Annotated in this window: 18 protein-coding genes; 10 read left to right on the top strand and 8 right to left on the bottom strand. The window is 64.0% G+C overall.

Annotation, left to right across the window (positions count from 1 at the left end; genetic code table 11):
* Nucleotides 1-207 precede the first annotated feature (207 nt).
* From HQ394_RS12055 to HQ394_RS12040, 4 genes are all read right to left on the bottom strand, one after another.
* Nucleotides 208-1,296, bottom strand: coding sequence for a site-specific DNA-methyltransferase (locus HQ394_RS12055; protein ID WP_190260459.1), 1,089 nt, complete (start codon nt 1,294-1,296; stop codon nt 208-210).
* Between the two features lie 98 nt (nt 1,297-1,394).
* Nucleotides 1,395-2,000, bottom strand: coding sequence for a ribonuclease HII (locus HQ394_RS12050; RefSeq protein WP_190260458.1), 606 nt, complete (start codon nt 1,998-2,000; stop codon nt 1,395-1,397).
* A 43-nt stretch (nt 2,001-2,043) separates the two neighbouring features.
* The gene (locus HQ394_RS12045; RefSeq protein ID WP_190260457.1) at nt 2,044-2,637 is read right to left on the bottom strand and encodes a 2-hydroxychromene-2-carboxylate isomerase; all 594 of its coding nucleotides are present in this window, start codon (nt 2,635-2,637) and stop codon (nt 2,044-2,046) included.
* A 15-nt stretch (nt 2,638-2,652) separates the two neighbouring features.
* Nucleotides 2,653-3,759, bottom strand: a complete 1,107-nt coding sequence (locus HQ394_RS12040) for a PA0069 family radical SAM protein (protein WP_223291549.1) — start codon at nt 3,757-3,759, stop codon at nt 2,653-2,655.
* Nucleotides 3,760-3,989: 230 nt separating this feature from the next.
* Here HQ394_RS12040 and HQ394_RS12035 point away from each other — a divergent pair, with 230 nt between their 5' ends.
* Complete coding sequence (locus tag HQ394_RS12035; RefSeq protein WP_190260455.1) at nt 3,990-4,667, top strand: TIGR04283 family arsenosugar biosynthesis glycosyltransferase; 678 nt, start codon at nt 3,990-3,992, stop codon at nt 4,665-4,667.
* A gap of 252 nt (nt 4,668-4,919) precedes the next feature.
* On the opposite strand, the gene HQ394_RS12030 is transcribed toward HQ394_RS12035, so the two are convergent.
* Nucleotides 4,920-6,308 carry a pyruvate kinase gene (locus tag HQ394_RS12030; RefSeq protein WP_223291548.1) on the bottom strand — a complete coding sequence of 463 codons (1,389 nt, stop codon included), beginning with the start codon at nt 6,306-6,308 and terminating at the stop codon, nt 4,920-4,922.
* 235 nt (nt 6,309-6,543) lie between these two features.
* On the opposite strand from HQ394_RS12030, the gene HQ394_RS12025 reads away from it, so the two are divergent.
* From HQ394_RS12025 to HQ394_RS12015, 3 genes are all read left to right on the top strand, one after another.
* Nucleotides 6,544-7,452 (top strand): isocitrate lyase/PEP mutase family protein, encoded by a 909-nt coding sequence (locus tag HQ394_RS12025; RefSeq protein WP_190260454.1) that lies wholly within the window; start codon nt 6,544-6,546, stop codon nt 7,450-7,452.
* Between the two features lie 147 nt (nt 7,453-7,599).
* On the top strand, nt 7,600-7,815 hold the full coding sequence (locus HQ394_RS12020) for a hypothetical protein (protein ID WP_190260453.1): 216 nt from the start codon (nt 7,600-7,602) through the stop codon (nt 7,813-7,815).
* A 148-nt stretch (nt 7,816-7,963) separates the two neighbouring features.
* On the top strand, nt 7,964-8,587 hold the full coding sequence (locus HQ394_RS12015; protein ID WP_223291547.1) for an acetate uptake transporter: 624 nt from the start codon (nt 7,964-7,966) through the stop codon (nt 8,585-8,587).
* 146 nt (nt 8,588-8,733) lie between these two features.
* On the opposite strand, the gene HQ394_RS12010 is transcribed toward HQ394_RS12015, so the two are convergent.
* Both HQ394_RS12010 and HQ394_RS12005 read right to left on the bottom strand, forming a co-directional pair.
* Entirely contained in the window at nt 8,734-9,276 is a 543-nt protein-coding gene (locus HQ394_RS12010; RefSeq protein WP_190260452.1) for a DUF4410 domain-containing protein, read from the bottom strand.
* Between the two features lie 142 nt (nt 9,277-9,418).
* Complete coding sequence (locus tag HQ394_RS12005; protein WP_190260451.1) at nt 9,419-10,105, bottom strand: DUF6134 family protein; 687 nt, start codon at nt 10,103-10,105, stop codon at nt 9,419-9,421.
* Nucleotides 10,106-10,276: 171 nt separating this feature from the next.
* Here HQ394_RS12005 and HQ394_RS12000 point away from each other — a divergent pair, with 171 nt between their 5' ends.
* Both HQ394_RS12000 and cobD read left to right on the top strand, forming a co-directional pair.
* Nucleotides 10,277-10,540 (top strand): cupin domain-containing protein, encoded by a 264-nt coding sequence (locus HQ394_RS12000; RefSeq protein WP_190260450.1) that lies wholly within the window; start codon nt 10,277-10,279, stop codon nt 10,538-10,540.
* Nucleotides 10,541-10,652: 112 nt separating this feature from the next.
* The gene (gene cobD / locus HQ394_RS11995) at nt 10,653-11,720 is read left to right on the top strand and encodes a threonine-phosphate decarboxylase CobD (RefSeq protein ID WP_223291546.1); all 1,068 of its coding nucleotides are present in this window, start codon (nt 10,653-10,655) and stop codon (nt 11,718-11,720) included.
* Nucleotides 11,721-11,776: 56 nt separating this feature from the next.
* Here cobD and HQ394_RS11990 read toward each other — a convergent pair whose 3' ends face one another.
* Nucleotides 11,777-12,196 (bottom strand): hypothetical protein, encoded by a 420-nt coding sequence (locus tag HQ394_RS11990; RefSeq protein ID WP_223291545.1) that lies wholly within the window; start codon nt 12,194-12,196, stop codon nt 11,777-11,779.
* A 273-nt stretch (nt 12,197-12,469) separates the two neighbouring features.
* Here HQ394_RS11990 and HQ394_RS11985 point away from each other — a divergent pair, with 273 nt between their 5' ends.
* The 4 genes from HQ394_RS11985 to der all read left to right on the top strand — a co-directional run bounded on the left by HQ394_RS11985 (nt 12,470) and on the right by der (nt 16,594).
* Nucleotides 12,470-13,030 (top strand): thioredoxin family protein, encoded by a 561-nt coding sequence (locus HQ394_RS11985; RefSeq protein WP_190260447.1) that lies wholly within the window; start codon nt 12,470-12,472, stop codon nt 13,028-13,030.
* A 53-nt stretch (nt 13,031-13,083) separates the two neighbouring features.
* A complete protein-coding gene (locus HQ394_RS11980) occupies nt 13,084-13,821 on the top strand; it encodes a tetratricopeptide repeat protein (RefSeq protein ID WP_456151420.1) in 738 nt (245 codons plus the stop codon).
* A gap of 17 nt (nt 13,822-13,838) precedes the next feature.
* Entirely contained in the window at nt 13,839-15,179 is a 1,341-nt protein-coding gene (locus HQ394_RS11975) for an outer membrane protein assembly factor BamB family protein (protein ID WP_190260445.1), read from the top strand.
* A gap of 23 nt (nt 15,180-15,202) precedes the next feature.
* Nucleotides 15,203-16,594: a ribosome biogenesis GTPase Der gene (gene der / locus HQ394_RS11970; protein ID WP_190260444.1), complete on the top strand. Its 1,392-nt coding sequence runs from the start codon at nt 15,203-15,205 to the stop codon at nt 16,592-16,594.
* Nucleotides 16,595-16,897: the final 303 nt, after the last annotated feature.

Here is a 16,897-nt window from a genome sequence, read left to right as displayed (position 1 = left end):
TCGCTGTTCCCGCATCTGATGCGCATGCTGCGGCTACCCGGCTGTCACGTGGAACTGCGCTTCCATGCACCGATCTACAGCCGCCAGATCGGCGACCGCAAGCGTCTGGCCCGTGCGGCGGAGGCCGCGGTGGTGGCTGGCGTCGCGGAGGCCAATGCAGTGCTGCTGGCGGCGGCAGGCGGGAACAGGTGGCGTCCGCGCCGCCGATCACGGACGCAGCGCCCGCAACTTCTGCCTGAAGACATCGATCGGCTGCGGTTCGCCGTTGATCTCGGTGTGCCAGAATACCCAGCCGTTGCAGGCCGTCGCTTGCTGGACCAGCGCACCCACCCGATGAATCGAGCCGCGGTGGTCGGCAGTGGCAATAGTGCCGTCGGCGGCTACGCGCGCAAGGTAGCGTCGACGCTGGTCGAACAGCAGATCACCCGGCTGCAGCAGCCCCTGCTCCACCAGCCAGCCGAAGGGAATGCGCGGCTCTTCGCGCTTCTCCGGCGTCGCCAGTAGCGTCGGATCGGCCAGCGGCTGAACGGCCTGCAGCCGCTCGTGTGCCAGTTGCACATAATGCGGATCGCGCTCGATGCCGAGAAAACGCCGGTGCAGCCGGCGCGCCACCGCGCCGGTGGTCCCGGAGCCGAAGAAGGGGTCGAGCACCACATCGCCCGGCGCCGTCGCCGCCATCAGCACCNNCCGGTAGAGCAGCGCCTCCGGCTTCTGCGTCGCATGCGCCTTGCGCCCCGCTTCCTTCAGCCGCTCCGGGCCGGTACAAAGCGGAATCAACCAGTCAGACCGCATCTGCAAGTCGTCGTTCAGCCGCTTCGTCGTCCAGTGATTGAAGCGATAGCGGGTGTCGCGATCGCGGGCACACCAGAGCAGCGTTTCGTGCGCGTTGGTGAAGCGGCGGCCGCGGAAGTTCGGCATCGGGTTGGTCTTGCGCCAGATAATATCGTTAAGAATCCAGTAACCCAGGTCCTGCAGGATGCTTCCCACCCGGTAGATGTTGTGGTAGGTGCCGATCACCCACAGGGTTCCGTCTGGCTTCAGCAGCCGGCGCGCCGCTGCCAGCCAGGCGCGCGTAAACGCGTCGTAGGCGGCAAAATCGTCGAAGCGATCCCAGCTTTCATCAACGCCATCAACCCGGCTGTTATCGGGCCGCAGCAATGGCTCTGCCGCGAGCTGCAGATTGTACGGCGGATCGGCAAACACCAGATCGACACAGGCAGCCGGCAGCTCGCCCATAACCCGCAGGCAATCGCCAGAAATGATTCGATCGACTTCTATACGGCATGACTCAACCATGCCGAGAATCATAGGTGTCCTGGACTCCAAGTCAAACAGGGAGTCTTTGCAACAGGTTATTAAGGGGGTGCGGTGGGTGATGCGAAAGTGATTCGCAGCTAGCCGCCGCACAGCTCCCGCACCGGCCGGAAGCTGCGGCGGTGCTCCGGCGTCGGACCGAGGCGGGCGAGCACCGCCCGATGCTCCGCGGTGCCGTAGCCGGCATTGCGTTCCCAGCCGTAGCCCGGATAACGGACGGCGAGATCGGCCATCAGTCGATCGCGGGTCACCTTGGCGACGATCGAGGCAGCGGCGATCGAAAGGCAGAGGGCATCGCCGCCCACCACCGGCTGCGCCGGACAGGGCAGTACCGGCGCTCTGTTGCCATCCACCAGCACCAGATCAGGACAAATGGTGAGAGCCGCCACTGCCCGCTGCATCGCCAGCAGTGCCGCCTGCAGGATGTTCAGCCGGTCGATCTCTTCCACCGAGGCTTGGCCGACGCCGATGCAGGCGAATGCCGGCAAGGCTGCGAAGATGCGCTCGCGTCGCACCCGGCTCAGCATCTTCGAATCATCGATAGCGGCGGCGAGACCCGCTGGCAGATGCGCAATGTCGAGGACCACCGCCGCGGCAAGCACCGGCCCCGCCCATGGGCCGCGCCCAACCTCGTCCACCCCGGCGACGATACCGCCGGCCGCAAGCTCCCGGCTCAAATCGGGCATCGCCGCATACTCCCGCCAGCCCGCACCCCCTGCATCTCGCTCGTTAAGCCGCCGCGCCCGGCCAGGCGAGTGCGTCTTCCAACCGGTCGTTGCCCCAGAACATCTCCTCGCCGGCAACAAAGGTCGGTGCGCCGAAGATCCCNCGCGCTACCGCCGCTGCCGTTTGCTGCTGCAATCGCGCCTTGACCTCGGCTGTGGCAGACGCGCGCAGCAATTCGGCGCTCGGAAGCCCCATAGCGTCGAGGATCGCTGCGACCACCGCCGGGTCGGTTACGTTCTGGTCCCGGACAAAATTCGCCTGGTAAACGCCACGGACAAAGTCGGGCAGCCAGGCTTCTTCCGCGGCAAGCAATGCTATGCGTGCAGCCAGCAAGCCGCTGCGCGGAAAGGTACTGGGTCGGCACAAGGGCAATGCGTACTTGGCGCACAGCCGCTCCATATCGCGCCACATGTAGCGGCCCTTGGCGGGATAAATATTGAACGGCGAGTCGCCCCAGCCCTGGGCGGCGAAGATCGGCCCTAGCAGGAACGGCCGCCAGATGATCGGCACCTGCTGCGCCGCCGCCAGCGCCTCGATCCGCATTGCCGCCGGATAGGAGTAGGTGCTGGCGAACTCGAACCAGAACTCCACCGCCATGGTCGCCTATCTTCCCTAGAATAGTCTCAGCTGATCGTTTGGCNNCGCGGGTGGGTGAAATTGCGTTGTATCCAGCTCACGCGCACCAGCCGACAGATGCTGCAGCCTACTGCGGCGGAGCGCGAGATCAAACCGCTGCGCCAGCAGTGCGGCATAGGAGCCGCTGCCGCTCATCCGCGTGCCCCAGTCGGCCACATAAAGACTGCCGTCGCGGCAATCGCGCAAGCGATTGAGGACGCGGGCCGCCCTGGCCGGCATGGTCGCCGCCAGCCAATCGGCGAAAAGCTCCTTCAGCTCCAGCGGCAGTCGCAGCAGCGTGTAGCTGGCCGCGGTAGCACCGGCGGCGGCGGCTGCCTCGAGAATGCGCTCCAGCTCATGATCGTTGACGTGCGGGATCATCGGCGCCGCCATGACGCTCACCGGGATGCCGGCAGCGCTCAACGCCCGCACCGCCTGCAGGCGTCGCTGCGGACTTACCGCCCGCGGCTCCATCGTCCGCGCCAGCCTGGGGTCAAGGGTAGTGATCGAGATAGCGACCGCCGCCAAGCGGCGGCCTGCCATAGGGGCGAGAACGTCGATATCGCGCGCCACCAATGCCGACTTGGTAGTAATCGCCACCGGGTGAGCAAATGCCGCCAGCACCTGCAGCACCTGTCGGGTGATCTGTCGCCGACGTTCCAGCGGCTGATAAGGATCGGTGTTGCTGCCGATCATCAGCGTCTTCGGGCGGTAGCCCGGCTGGCGCAGTTCGCGCTCAAGGATGGCCGGTGCATCCGGCTTGGCAAACAGCTGAGTCTCGAAATCAAGCCCGGGCGACAGTCCCAGGTAAGCATGTGACGGCCGGGCATAGCAATAAATGCAGCCGTGCTCGCAACCACGATAGGGGTTGAGCGATTGATCGAAGGGGATGTCAGGTGACGCGTTACGGGAAATTATGCGACGCGCCGGCTCGTCACGAACGCAGGTTGCGAGCGATCCGTTCTCCTCTTCTTGCCACCAGCCGTCGGCGACAGGCTCGCGTTCGAGACGTTCGTAGCGGCCGACGGGATTGCCAAGGGCACCCCGGCCTTTTCGTTTGCATGCTGCGCTGGCTGGAGTGCTGCGTGGTCGATGCGCGTCCATGATCAAAGCATGCCACAGCACCATGGACAAAACAAGAACGCCGTCGAATCAGCGACGCTGATGCGGCCTTGTATCGATCCATCGAGCTGTCGCGGCCGTATTATAAATTGGGTATCAACACAAACGCGTTGCCGCTATGCAACGCTGCCGGGCGTTTTGCAAGCAGTGACCTTTGCTTCACGCTCGGCATAGTATAAAAAGAAGGGGATTGGCTTGGGGATTTTGAGACAGTGCTGAGCGTAATTATTCCGACATTGAACGCGGGTGACCTGCTCAAACCCCTTCTTGAGTCGTTTTCGCAGGCGCGCGGCCTCCTGCCGTGCGAAATCATCGTCGCCGACGGCGGGTCTACCGACAATACGTACTTTGTCGCCAGTCAGGGCGATGCGATCTTCGTCGAAGCGCAACGTGGCCGCGGACGACAAATGAGCGCCGGCGCCGAAGCGGCTGCCGGCGACTGGTTGCTTTTCCTTCATGCCGACACCCACCTCAATGCCAATTGGATTGCAGTGGTAACCGCCTTCATAGCCGACGCGACAAATCAACGGCGCGCCGGCTATTTTCGTCTTGCCTTGGATGATGATAACCGGGCCGCCCGCGTGCTTGAGCGGATTGTCGCTTGGCGTAGTCGCTTCCTGGGCCTTCCCTATGGCGATCAGGGCTTGCTGATAAGCCGGGAAATGTACGAAAGCCTGGGCGGGTTCAAGGGCGTCGCGCTGATGGAGGATGTGGACATCGTCCGGCGCATCGGCCGGGCCCATCTGGTGCCACTGGCAGCGACGGCGATCACGTCTGCCGCCAAGTACCGCCGCGACGGCTACGTGTTGCGGCCAATATGTAATCTGCTGCTTCTCGGCCTGTACCGCGTTGGCGTTCCCACCCGCTTTCTCTACAGTATCTACCGGTAGTCAGCGCCCACTCCCGCTGTTCCCTCCTCAACGGAAACAGACAGCAAAGTGCCACCGGGTCCTTGCGCCATTACGATCGCCGGCGCTACGGAGCAGCGAACAGGAGTTCATCAAAATTCAAGACTAAGGGGTCAACGCTACAATCTATAGCGCGGCACCATATTTGCTATGCGACCACTCAGCGCCAACAACGCGACCGCCCCCTTGCCCGAGCGCCAGCGTGCCGCCGGGGCAGAGCGCGTGTCGTGGAAATCAGGCGTCGTCGGCCCAGGCGGACAGGGCGCGAAGTTGCGGGCTTTTTTTTTGTGCATGTGCNTGTTCCATTCGCTTCAGCACATTGTCGAGGACGGCGACGCCGTCGCGGATGTAGGGGCCCTTGTTCAGCATCACGCACTCGGCCCGGTTGCCCATCGCCGCGTCGGTGAACTCGCCGCGCGACGGCATGCCGCGCTTGACCAGGCTTTCCAGCACCTGCGTTGCCCAGATCACCGGCACATGCGCCGCCTCGCACACCCAGAGAATTTCTTCCTGCACTTCCGACAGCCGCTCGTAGCCGATCTCCACCGCCAGATCGCCGCGGGCAATCATCACCGCGAAGGGATTGTTGCCGGCCGCCTGGACGATCATCTCCGGCAGGTTGGCGAAGGCGAGCTTGGTCTCGATCTTGGCAACGATGCCGAGCGGCGGCCGGTCGCCGCGGCGGGCCTGCAATTCCGCCTGCAGCCAGGCGATATCCTCGGGCCGCTGTACGAAGGAGTAGCCCACCATGTCGGCGTGTTCGGCGACGAAATTCAGGTGGCGCAGATCCTCGTCGGTGAGTGGCGAGACGGTAAGCGGCGTGCCGGGAAAGTTGATCCCCTTCTCCTTTTCCAGCGGCTGGCCTTCCGGCGGCGTGCGCGTCACCGCCACCAGTAGCCCCTCGGGGCGAATATCTTCCACGTGACCGACAATCAGCCCGTCCTTGATCGACACCGAAGCCCCCGCGGCCACTTGGTGTAGCACTTGCGGCATCGCGCAGCTGGCCTGGAACGGGTAGTCACTGTTTTCTGCCGGCTCGCCAAAGGTGATGAGGATGCGATCGCCCGGCTTGACCGACTTGCCTTTCCCCGGGGTGATCACCGTACGGGTGCGGATCTTCGGACCTTGCAGATCCATCAGGATCGAGCAGCTGCGGCCGAATTCCTGCGCCACGGAGCGGATGTTGTTGATCGTTGTCGTCCAGGCGGCGGGCGTGTCGTGTGCACAGTTGATCCGTGCCGCATCCATGCCGGCCGCAAACAGCGCCCGGACGTGCTCGATATCCTTCGCCGCCTTCGGCGCCATGGTCACCATGATCCGCGTTTCACGACCGTCGCTCGCCGGCCCGAACAGGGTCTCCGTGTGCTGGTGCAGCGCCTGGGCGCCGCCATAAAAGGTCTCCTCCGTTGGCCAGGTGTCCGGTGCCACCGCTTCACCGCTCAGCAGGCGCAGGTTGGCGATCACCGCGTCCAGGGTTGGCAGCACCCGTCCCTCACTGCGTCCGAGACCGGACAGGCCGAGGGTGACCAAGGGCTTCTGCAACGGCCGCAGTTCCAGGCCGCGAAAGGCGAGGTAATGGGCAAGGTTGGTAGCACCCGCCTCGAAGACACGGCGATTCAGCATCGGTGACCAGGACTGCAGATGGGACTGCCCTTGGGTCAGGACGTGTTCACGAACCTGCTGCATGTCCGAAAGAAGCCTGCGTACCTCGTCCGTATTCACCGTCGCACCTTTTGTTGCTTCGTCGCCGAGCGCCAATGCGCGGCGCATCATCCGCGGGCCAGGTGATGACAACAATTGACAGTATTATGACACTTGGCAGGATCGGCCTCGACCAGCCAACGGAGGCCCCCTGTCGATGTCCACCCCGCCGACATCTCCCTCGACGCCTGCCAGCCGTCTTCGAACGCTACTTGCCACGGCCGATTGCACGGTCATGCCGTGCTGCTTCGATGCGTTGTCGGCGCGGCTGGTGGAAATGGCCGGCTTTCCCCTCACCTTCACCTTCANNAGCGGCTTCGCCGTCTCAGCCGCCCGCCTCGGGCTGCCGGATACCGGCCTGATTTCCTATGCCGAGATGCTCGATCAGGGGCGCAACATCTGCGCCGCCGTCGGCATCCCGGTGATCGGTGACGGAGATACCGGCTACGGCAACCCGCTCAACGTCAAACGCACCGTCGCCGGCTACGCCCAGGCCGGTTTCGCCGCGGTGATGATCGAAGACCAAGTTGCGCCGAAACGCTGCGGCCACACCACCGGCAAGCAGGTGGTGGACCGCGAAGAGGCGATGCTGCGGATCCGGGCGGCGGTGGATGCCCGCAACGAAGGCGCCGATATTCTCATTCTCGCTCGCACCGATGCCCGGGCAACCCATGGCCTGGACGAGGCGCTGTGCCGTGCCCGTGCCTTCAGAGATCTCGGCGCCGATATCCTGTTCGTCGAGGCCCCCACCAGTGAAGCGGAGATGCGACGGATCTGCAGCGAGGTGCCGGGTACACACCTCGCCAACATGCTGGAAGGCGGGGCAACCCCGGTGCTCCCGGCCGCCCGCTTACGCGAACTCGGCTATGCGATTGCCGCCTACCCGCTGACACTCCTCAGCAGCGCGGTCCGGGCGATGCAGGATGCTCTGGCGGCGATGGCCGCCGGCGGATGGCCGCCGGCAAACCAACTCGTTGAGTTCGCAACCCTGCGTCACCTCGTCGGCTTCGATGCCTACGACACCGAATCGGCGCGATATTCCTGCCCGCCCAGTTCAAAAAAGTAGAGCGCCATGCGACAAAAGTCGAATTCCCGCTAGCCGTCGGCGACGCGACCCGCTAAGCAAGGATCATCCTGTCGGGGAAGACGGGCAACAACAAAAAAGCATTTCTACCCAAACTCGATAACAAAAAACCCTTGGGAGGGGAGACTGATGAAGCACCCGATCCGCCTGCTTGCTGCTGAGTGCGCAGGCATGCTGGCTGAGTCCGTCCCGATTGGCCAATTGGTCACCGAGGCGGCCGCCACCGCAGCCGTAGCTACGGACTGTGCCCAAGGCATTCTCGATGCCTGCATCAACCAACACCGCGCCATTGCCACCTCGCTGTATCGCCACGATTTCGGTGCGGCCACAGCGCAGCGTGCCTAGGAGGACACCAGTCCTCCCCGTCCGACTGGTTTGGCTGGTTTGGCTGGTTGGACAGACGCGAGTTCAGGGACAATCCGCGGCGCGCGACCGCAGTGCGAAGCAACGAAAAACGCTGCCGACTGCGCCGCCCACTAGGAGGCTTAAGAACATGAACGATATTAAATCCTCTCCGGTCGTTCCGGCGATGCCACAGACGATTGTTATCAAAGATCAAACAGCCAACCCGGGACCGCTCGGACTGCTCTGCTTCGCGCTGACGACGATCCTGCTCAGCATGCACAATGCAGGGTTCTTCGGGATTGATTCTGCTATCCTCGGCATGGCCATTTTCTATGGCGGGATCGGGCAGATGATCGCCGGGATCATGGAATGGCGGAAGAACAATACCTTCGCCACCGTCGCCTTCGTATCCTACGGTTGCTTCTGGCTATCGTTCGCCGCCATCGTCCTCCTGCCGAAACTGGGCCTCATCGACAAGCCGACCGATGTCGGGATCGCGAGTTGGCTAGGCGTCTGGGGCCTGATGTCCGTCGTCATGTTCATCGGCACCTTCCGCCTCAACCGGGCCTTGCAGATCGTATTCTTCCTGTTGGTCATCACCTTCGCCCTGTTGTGCATCGGCGACCTGACCGCTAACGCTGGGCTGAAGAATTTGGGCGGCTGGTTCGGCATCGTCCTTGGCTTCTCCGCCTTCTACACCGGTCTGGCACAGGTGCTGAACGAGGTGTATGGTCGTGTCGTTTGGCCGCTTGGCCCGGTCGTAAAGAAGTAGTTCTGACTTAACCATAAGAATAAGCTAGACTTTATTGAATTGACCGGCGGACCCGCGCCCCCGCGTGTCCGCCGATTTCTTTTTTTTTGATTTGCCATCGCTGCATTGCCAGCCGCGAAAGCGCTTCCGGCCTGCCTTGACACCACTCAGAACAGCGTATCATTGATCGGTTTGCCTTCTCGCCAGCGCGTGATCGCATGCGCCGCGTCTGCCGCCAGATCGTCCATAAGATTGCTCACCTCCAAGGGTGACCAGGAGCGAACATCAAGGTGCTTGCGCGCGATCAGGCTGCCTTGATTGAACACGAGCAGAACCCGATCCTGCCCGTCGCTGACGCGAACCTCCACCTGCGCCGACGGCCCACCGAGCCCGAGCACGGCTTGCGCCAAGTCATTGCCGCCATAGGCATCGAGCACCGTGCCATTGATCACCAGCGCATCCGCCGGCAACGATCGCGGCACGCTCGACCGCACCTCGGCAAACGCGCCGGATGCGCGCAGTTCAGCGTTCAACGAACGCTGAAACCGCAACGCGTCCCGCTCCCATTCGGTGCGGGAGGGATCGAAGTAGCCGACGACAACGATCGAAGTTTGCTCCGGCGGCGACGACGCGTACTCCTTGGTCAGCGTCGTGCACCCACACAGAGTGAGCAGCGACAACGCGAGCACGCACAGAGTCTTCGAGAGCATCGTGCCACCTCTGCCTTCGCCGCGACAACACGGCCGATCACGCCCTTTGACGCGGATCAGTATAGCAGAGGATATGGCCTGATTGGGATATAATTACCCCCAAAATGGGTAATTATAGTCTGCGACTGAAGGATGATATATCCTACGCGTGCAGCACGTAGTTGATCTGGGCACCACGCTTTTCGAACGCAGCCGCAACCCATGTCTGGCGATCATCGTAGTAGATCGTCCCATCGATGACGCTGTCGACCACGTAGCGGGTGACGGCGGTCGGTGCATTGCCAACCATGAAGGTGGTGGGTTCGCGCGACTCCACCGTCTGCCGTTTCAGCTTGCCGCGCTTCGGGTTGATCACCTGCGACCGCTCTAGCATCAGCGGGCTCCAGCAGGTGGCGAGCATGGTGTCGCGTGGAGCAACCGAACGCCCATCTTCGCCAAACATCTCAAAGCCCTCGTCGATCGCCTGACCGGTGGCACGGAAGCGACTACCGTTCTGCTCGCCCTCGCTTAGGAAACGCTGCAGGCGCCCGCCGTTCCAGGCTTCACTGGTGGTTTGCACATAGCGCAGCACCGGCAAACCGAGCAGCTTCGCGTCCACGTCGATCGTCGTCGTCACCGAAAACTGGTCGCCCCGCCCGGTGAATTCCACCCGATGTATACCGATGAGTTGATTTAGCACGACGATATCGAAGCGCAGCGGAATCCCCGGTGCCATTGGCCCGGGAAGATCGGCCGCTCGTGCCGGCGCTCCGGCAAACGCAACCAGCCCACCGGCGGCAAGCACCAGCGCATGCCGCCGTGTCATCGAGACGGTTCTGTCCTCAGGCATCCGCAACAATCCTCGTCCCCCCGTCCCACGCGATGTGAGATGACCTAGGCAGATGGACGACCGACGTCAAGCCAGGCAGCACCGTGCGCCCGGGGCCCCGGGGATGCTACAGTCATTATGTGATTCGCATCAATCTAGACTGACACACGGACTTCAGGAGGGTAAACGGCGATGGCGATTACGGTAAAAAAGCCATCAGAACAAGAAATTGCCGAAATGAAGCGGCTTCCCACCTGGAGCCGGGAGGCCAGCCGCTTTGACTGGGAATATGATATAGAGGAAGTTTGTTACCTGCTCGAAGGTGACGTGCGCGTCACCACGACGGACGGCCAAATAGTCGAGTTCGGACCGGGCGATCTGGTTACCTTTCCAGCCGGGTTGAAATGTCACTGGAACATTCGCAGGGCCGTTCGCAAACATTATCGGATGGGTTGAGGTTGTCGACGCACCCGCGCATGGATACGTCTTTGCCGACGGTTCGCCGGTTGCAGCCGGCCTTAGCAACAGCAGATTGCGCCGCAAGCGCGAGGATCAATCGGGAGTTGGCGTGACGCATCAGGAGATTCACGGTGGCGAAGTCGATGCCTTCGCCGAGGCCTATCAGACGCCGCGCGAACACTGGATCGACCTGTCCACCGGGATTAATCCGGTCGCCTTCCCTATCCCCGATCTGGCGCGCGAGTACTGGCACCGCCTCCCCGACAGTGGAGTCGATGCTTGGCTGCGCGAAGCCGCCGCCACGCGCTACGGCGTCGCCGATCCGGCGTACGTGATCCCCTGTTCCGGTTCGCAGGCAGCCATCCAGTGGCTGCCGCGGCTGATTCCAGCGACGCGGGTGGCGGTTCTCGGTCCCACCTATCGCGACCATACGGCCAGTTGGGCCTGGGCCGACTGTCAGGTCAGCGAAGTAACCTCCCTGGAGCAGATCCCGGCCGACGCCGACGTCGTCGTCGTCGTCAATCCGAATAACCCCGACGGTCGGACGATCGACCCCGAGCGATTACTCGTCGTCGCCAAATCGCGGCTGCTGGTGGTCGATGAGGCGTACGCGGATCTGGTGCCGGACATCAGCGTCGCCGCGGCTGTGGGCCGAACCAATCTGCTGGTGCTTCGATCGATGGGCAAGTTCTTCGGTCTCGCCGGCATGCGGCTTGGCTTCTGCCTCACCTCGGAGCCGATCGCATCGCAACTACGCCAAGCCTTCGGCCCGTGGCCGGTTAGCGGGCCGGCGGCCGTCGTGGGTGCGGTGGCGCTTGCCGACGAAGGTTGGTCGCAATCGACGCGGGTGCGCCTCAAGGCAGCGGCGGCCCGGCTCGACGGCATTCTCGTCCGTGCCGGTCTTGCCATCGCCGGCGGCACGAGTCTGTTCCGTCTGGTAGAAGCTCGCCGGGCGGCCGAACTGTTCGAGCATCTGGTCCGCGCCGCCATCCTGGTCCGCCGCTTTCACGACCAACCGCAGCGACTGCGTTTCGGTATTCCCGCCGACGACGTGGCGTTCGAGCGGCTGAATGAGGCACTGGGAACATGGCGCAACGCCACGGCCAACGGCGGCAACCAGGGCCTCTCCCGATCCCGCGGCCTCCGCGACGGCCTCAATGCACCAATCGTGCCTTGACCGCAGTCCCCGCCGGCCTTTGCCGATCGCCCGGTAAATTGCCCCGTCCACCCGCCTCAATCCGAGCTGCCGGCAGGAGCCGGTGGGCTTGCCACAGGCACCACTCCATCTTCGCGACCATCGGTGGTGGCGGTGTCCTGTCGTCTCCCCGGGAGGAGCGGCGGCGGTATTGGCTGGCCGGTGACAAAGGGAACCAGTACCGCCACCCCCGGATCCTCGACCACTGCCCGCTGCCGGCTGCTGAAGGGATTGGGGCGATCGTAGCAAGCCACGTCGCCCAAGCTGCGGTAACAGACAATGCCGTCTGGCGGCGGTGGCTCGTCCTCAAGACAATAGGTCAGCCCCTGGCGATGGCGACGCAAGGAACAATCCTTGCCGGAGACGAGCGAGAGAACGTGATCGATGGGTGTTTTCCCCGACACGACCGTGGTGCCGATAGCACCCACCGGCGCCGCCGCAATGCCGAACAGGGGCACACGCAGCCGGTGAGCAACATTAAAAGAAGGACAAGGATCGCCCGGAGAGCCAGCATGAACTGGACGCTTTCGCTGCAGCAGGGTTAACTCGGTCTTGGCAGTCTAGCCGCCAAGTCCTTAGCGCCGGGGTAGGGTGGTGGCCGCAGCCAACACCCGGTATTGGTTGCGCCCGCGCCGCGGTTGCTTAACTGGCCCTCTTTCGGCTAACACGGGGTTTTGCGGCCTGCAACCGTCGCCGACGGCGGCCGTATCGCGAAAACGAGGAGGCAAGGAATGGCCGCGCTGGAAACGCCGGTCTGCGAGTTTGGGGTACAGGCCCCTGACTTCCGGCTGGCTGACGCCGAAGGCCGCATCCATACCCTCGCCAGCGTTCGTGGCGTCAAGGGCACCTTGGTCATGTTCATTTGCAATCACTGTCCCTACGTCCGGGCAGTGATCGACCGGATCGTCCGTGACGCCCGAGAACTGACAGCATATGGCATTGGCAGCGTCGCAATCATGGCCAACGACTACAGCCGCTATCCCGACGACGCGCCAGCGCGGATGCGCGAGTTTGCCGCCGCACACGCGCTTGCCTTTCCCTACCTCATCGACGAAACGCAGGTGGTGGCGCGCGCTTACGGTGCCGTCTGCACTCCGGATTTCTTCGGCTACGGCTCCCATCTTGATCTGCAGTATCGTGGCCGGCTCGACGCCTCGCGGATGCAGCCAGTGGCCGGCGCGCCACGCGAACTGTTCGAAGCGATGCGGCTGGTCGCCGTTACCGGACGCGGCCCGGTGACGCAAACGCCTAGCATCGGCTGTTCAATCAAGTGGCGCGACGATGCTCCATGATCGGCAACTGGCGCGCGGAAGCGCCGTGATCGGCGGCGATCCCGGACAGCGACATGACCATTCCCGCGTCACGCGCCGGTTCGGTGCGACCGACGGCTCAGTCTGGACGGAATAAGATGGCGAAAGACGAACTCCTGGAAGAACCGCTGTTTCGCGAGATCGACGAAGACCTGCGACGCGATCAATGGCAGCGCTTGTGGAAGCGCTATCAGTGGCTGGTGATCAGTGCCATTGCCGGAATTCTCCTCGCCGTCGCCGGCACTCAGATCTGGCAGCATTATCGGCAGGAAGAGCTGGCCAAGGCCTCCCTGCAGTTCGCCAACGCGAGTGCCTTGAGCGCCAAGGACCCTGCGGCCGCCCTCGCCGCGTTCCAGTCGCTGGCTGGCAGCGGCCCGAAGGGATATGCGCTGCTGGCGCGCCTGCAGGCCGCAGCTCTCATGACTGGGCAGGGCGACCGCGCCGGTGCGCTCGCCATCTTTCGGCAACTGGAGACTGAGGCGCCCGAGCCGGCTTACCGCGACCTGGCAACGCTGCTCGACGTGCTGGTGTCTTTGCAGGCTCCTGCCAGCGAGATCAATGCCGACGAGATCAACCCCCGCCTCCTCCGCCTCGCCGGTGACGCCAATCCGTGGCGCTTTTCCGCCCGCGAATTGCAGGCACAGATGGCCNTTGCCGCCGGCAACAAGCCCGAAGCCGAGCGCCTTGCCAATGCCCTGATCGCCGATCAGGCCACCCCCGCCGGGATCCGCAGTCGCGCGCGGATGCTACTAACCCAAACCGGCCAAAGTTGACGGAAGGGCGTGCGTTCATGCGGCATACTCACTGGCGGCACCTCGCCGCGATCCCGCTCTGTCTGACCCTTGCGAGCGTCGCACTCAGTGGCTGCGACTCATGGTTCGGCAAGACGGACGCCCCCTTGCCAGGCACTCGGGTTTCCGTCCTCCAGCACCAGAAGACACTCACCCCGGACGCCGCCGCCCGCGCAGACGAGATCATTCTGCCGCGCGCGGTTGCCAACGTCGACTGGCCGCAGGCCGGCGGCTCGCCCGATCACGCGATGCAGCACTTGGCCTTTGCGGCACAGCCGAAGCTTCTCTGGCAGTCCAGTATCGGCGCCGGCACGGAGAGCGAGCGTCCTTTGCTGCCGCCCCCGGTGGTTGCCGAAGGCCGCGTCTACACCGTTGATTCCCGTAACGAGGTGCGTGCCTTCGATGTGGCCAGCGGCAACAAAGTCTGGGACCGCGACCTGACTGACCACGAAGACGACGACGATGCCATGTCGGGCGGCCTTGCCTACGATAGCGGCCGGTTGTTCGTCACCACCGGCTTCGCCAAGGTGTTCGCCCTCGATGCGCGTACCGGCAAGGTGATCTGGCGGCGCACGGTGGAATCGCCGATCCACGCGCCGCCGGTGGTGGCCGACGGTCGCGTCTTCGTCATCACCGTCGAGAACAACCTGCATGCGCTGAAGAGCGACGACGGCACCACGGAATGGCCGCCGCACCGGACCATGTCCGATCTCGCGCGCATCCTCGGTGGCGCCGGTCCCGCAGTCGCCGGCGAAGCGGTGGTTGCCCCCTTCTCCTCCGGCGAACTGTTTGCTCTGCGCTCCGATACCGGCCGCGTCGTCTGGTCGGATTCACTGGCAAGCACCCGCAAGACCGACGAGATTGCCAGCCTGTCGCAGATCCGCGCCCTGCCGATCATTGATCGTGGCCGTGTCTACGCCATGAGTCAGGGCGGCATGCTCGCCGCGATCGACCTGCGGTCCGGGCAGCGGTTGTGGGACCGTGACATCGGCGGCCTATCCACCCCCTGGATTGCCGGCCGCTACCTGTTCGTCATCACCAACACCCAGGACCTTACCTGCATCTCCGCCGATAACGGCCGCGTCTACTGGGTTACCTCGCTGCCCCGCTTCAAAGATGAGAAGGCAAAAAAGCATCCGGTCCTGTGGACCGGCCCGATTCTCGCCGGCGAACGGTTGATTGCGGTGGGAACCAACGGCAAGGCGGTGACCGTCTCGCCCTATGACGGCCGGATCCAGACCACGCAGGAGCTGAGCGACGCTTCCAGCACGCCCCCAATCGTCGCCGGTGGCCGGCTGTTCATCGTGACTGATGACGGCAACATCAGCGCCTACCAGTAGCCGCCGCCCGGTCGCCTCGTATCATGAGCTTTACCGCTGCCATCATCGGACGGCCGAACGTCGGCAAGTCCACCTTCTTCAACCGCCTCGTCGGCAAGCGGCTCGCCATCGTCAGCGACACCCCCGGCGTCACCCGCGATCGCCGCGAGGGCAACGCCCGCGTCGCCGATCTGGAGTTCCGCATCGTCGATACCGCCGGCTTCGAGGATGCCCGCGACGGCGAGCTGGCCAGCCGCATCCAGCAGCAGACCGAGCGGGCAGTTGGCGCCGCCGACGTCGCCCTGTTCCTGATCGATGCGCGTGCCGGCCTGACGCCCATCGACGAGGTGCTGGCAGCAGTGCTGCGGCGCAGCGCCGTACCGGTCATTTTGATCGCAAACAAATGCGAGGGGCGTGCCGGGCAACCGGGGCTGCTCGAAGCCTTCCGCCTTGGCCTGGGCGAGCCGATCCCCTTCTCCGCGGCGCACGGCGAGGGGATGGGCGACCTCTACGACGCCCTGCGCGAAATCGCCGACCGCGAACCGGTGGCGGACGTGCCCGCGGACGATAGCGGGAGCGATGTGGAGGGTACAAACGGGGTGACGGACGCCGGCGATGCAGGAGCGCCGCTGCAGCTGGCGGTGGTGGGCCGCCCTAACGTGGGAAAATCGACCCTGGTCAACCGGCTGATCGGTGACGAGCGGCTGGTGACCGGTCCCGAAGCCGGCATCACCCGCGATGCGATCAGCATCGACTGGCTGCACGACGGCCGCCGCCTGCGGCTGATCGATACCGCCGGGCTGCGCCGCCGCGCCCGAATCAACGATGCGCTGGAAGAACTCTCGGTACAGGATACGCTGCGCGCCATCCGCTTCGCCCACGTGGTCGCCGTGGTGGTGGATGCAGTGCAGGGGATCGAGAAGCAGGATCTGACCATCGCCCGGATGATCGCCGAGGAAGGCCGGGCGCCGCTGCTCGTCGCCAACAAGTGGGATCTGGTGGCGGACAAGGATGCGATCCGCCGCCACCTGCTCGAACAGGCGGAAGCGTCGCTGCCGCAGCTACGCGGGCTGCGTCTCGTCCCGCTGTCGGCGCTGACCGGCAGGGGCGTAGAGCGGCTGCTGCCGGCGGCGGTCGCCGTCTACGACGTCTGGAACAGCCAGATCGCCACTTCGCCGCTCAACCGCTGGCTGGCAGTCATGCTGGAGCGCCACCCGCCCCCGGCGGTGGAAGGCCGGCGGCTGCGGCTGCGCTACGTCACCCAGACCCGCAGCCGGCCGCCCACCTTCGTCTTGTTCGCCAACCGCCCGGCGGCGATCCCGGAGAGCTACATCCGCTATTTGGCCAACGGCCTGCGCGAAGCCTTCGACCTCGACGGCATCCCACTGCGACTGACGCTGCGCGGCTCGCGCAACCCCTACGTGGACGGCAGCTAAGCAAGCCAACGGGCTCGCCTGTCCACTGCCTGTCCCCATCGATCGCTCCACTGATTGGCGCCACGCACGCGTGGGGCAGCGGCAGCAGCGCGCGTGAAGTTACCACCCCCATACGGGGCATTTCAGCCCTATATTAACCATGCTTTGCTTGCGGCTACTTACCCGCCGGAGTGATTGCTTCGTTTGGGGAATCGTTTGAGTTGATTCATCCAACTATTTGTTTTAAAATCCTATATATTAACTGTTTTGGGGGAAGACACGCTGACTGTCGCTCGTGCCTTCCTTAAAAGCCATAAAAAGGGT

Origin of the sequence: Defluviicoccus vanus, assembly GCF_014672695.1 — a bacterium.
In the GTDB taxonomy this organism is placed as follows: domain Bacteria; phylum Pseudomonadota; class Alphaproteobacteria; order Rhodospirillales; family Defluviicoccaceae; genus Defluviicoccus; species Defluviicoccus vanus.
This window is presented reverse-complemented; position numbering and strand designations above follow the sequence as displayed.

Excerpts from the sequence above, each read along its gene's own strand:
- HQ394_RS12050 (WP_190260458.1), bottom strand. The coding sequence starts at position 2,000 with ATGCCCGATTTGAGCCGGGAGCTTGCGGCCGGCGGTATCGTCGCCGGG.
- HQ394_RS12020 (WP_190260453.1), top strand. The coding sequence starts at position 7,600 with ATGAAGCACCCGATCCGCCTGCTTGCTGCTGAGTGCGCAGGCATGCTG.
- HQ394_RS12015 (WP_223291547.1), top strand. The coding sequence starts at position 7,964 with ATGAACGATATTAAATCCTCTCCGGTCGTTCCGGCGATGCCACAGACG.
- HQ394_RS12010 (WP_190260452.1), bottom strand. The coding sequence starts at position 9,276 with ATGCTCTCGAAGACTCTGTGCGTGCTCGCGTTGTCGCTGCTCACTCTG.
- HQ394_RS12005 (WP_190260451.1), bottom strand. The coding sequence starts at position 10,105 with ATGCCTGAGGACAGAACCGTCTCGATGACACGGCGGCATGCGCTGGTG.
- HQ394_RS12000 (WP_190260450.1), top strand. The coding sequence starts at position 10,277 with ATGGCGATTACGGTAAAAAAGCCATCAGAACAAGAAATTGCCGAAATG.
- HQ394_RS11985 (WP_190260447.1), top strand. The coding sequence starts at position 12,470 with ATGGCCGCGCTGGAAACGCCGGTCTGCGAGTTTGGGGTACAGGCCCCT.
- HQ394_RS11975 (WP_190260445.1), top strand. The coding sequence starts at position 13,839 with ATGCGGCATACTCACTGGCGGCACCTCGCCGCGATCCCGCTCTGTCTG.
- der (WP_190260444.1), top strand. The coding sequence starts at position 15,203 with ATGAGCTTTACCGCTGCCATCATCGGACGGCCGAACGTCGGCAAGTCC.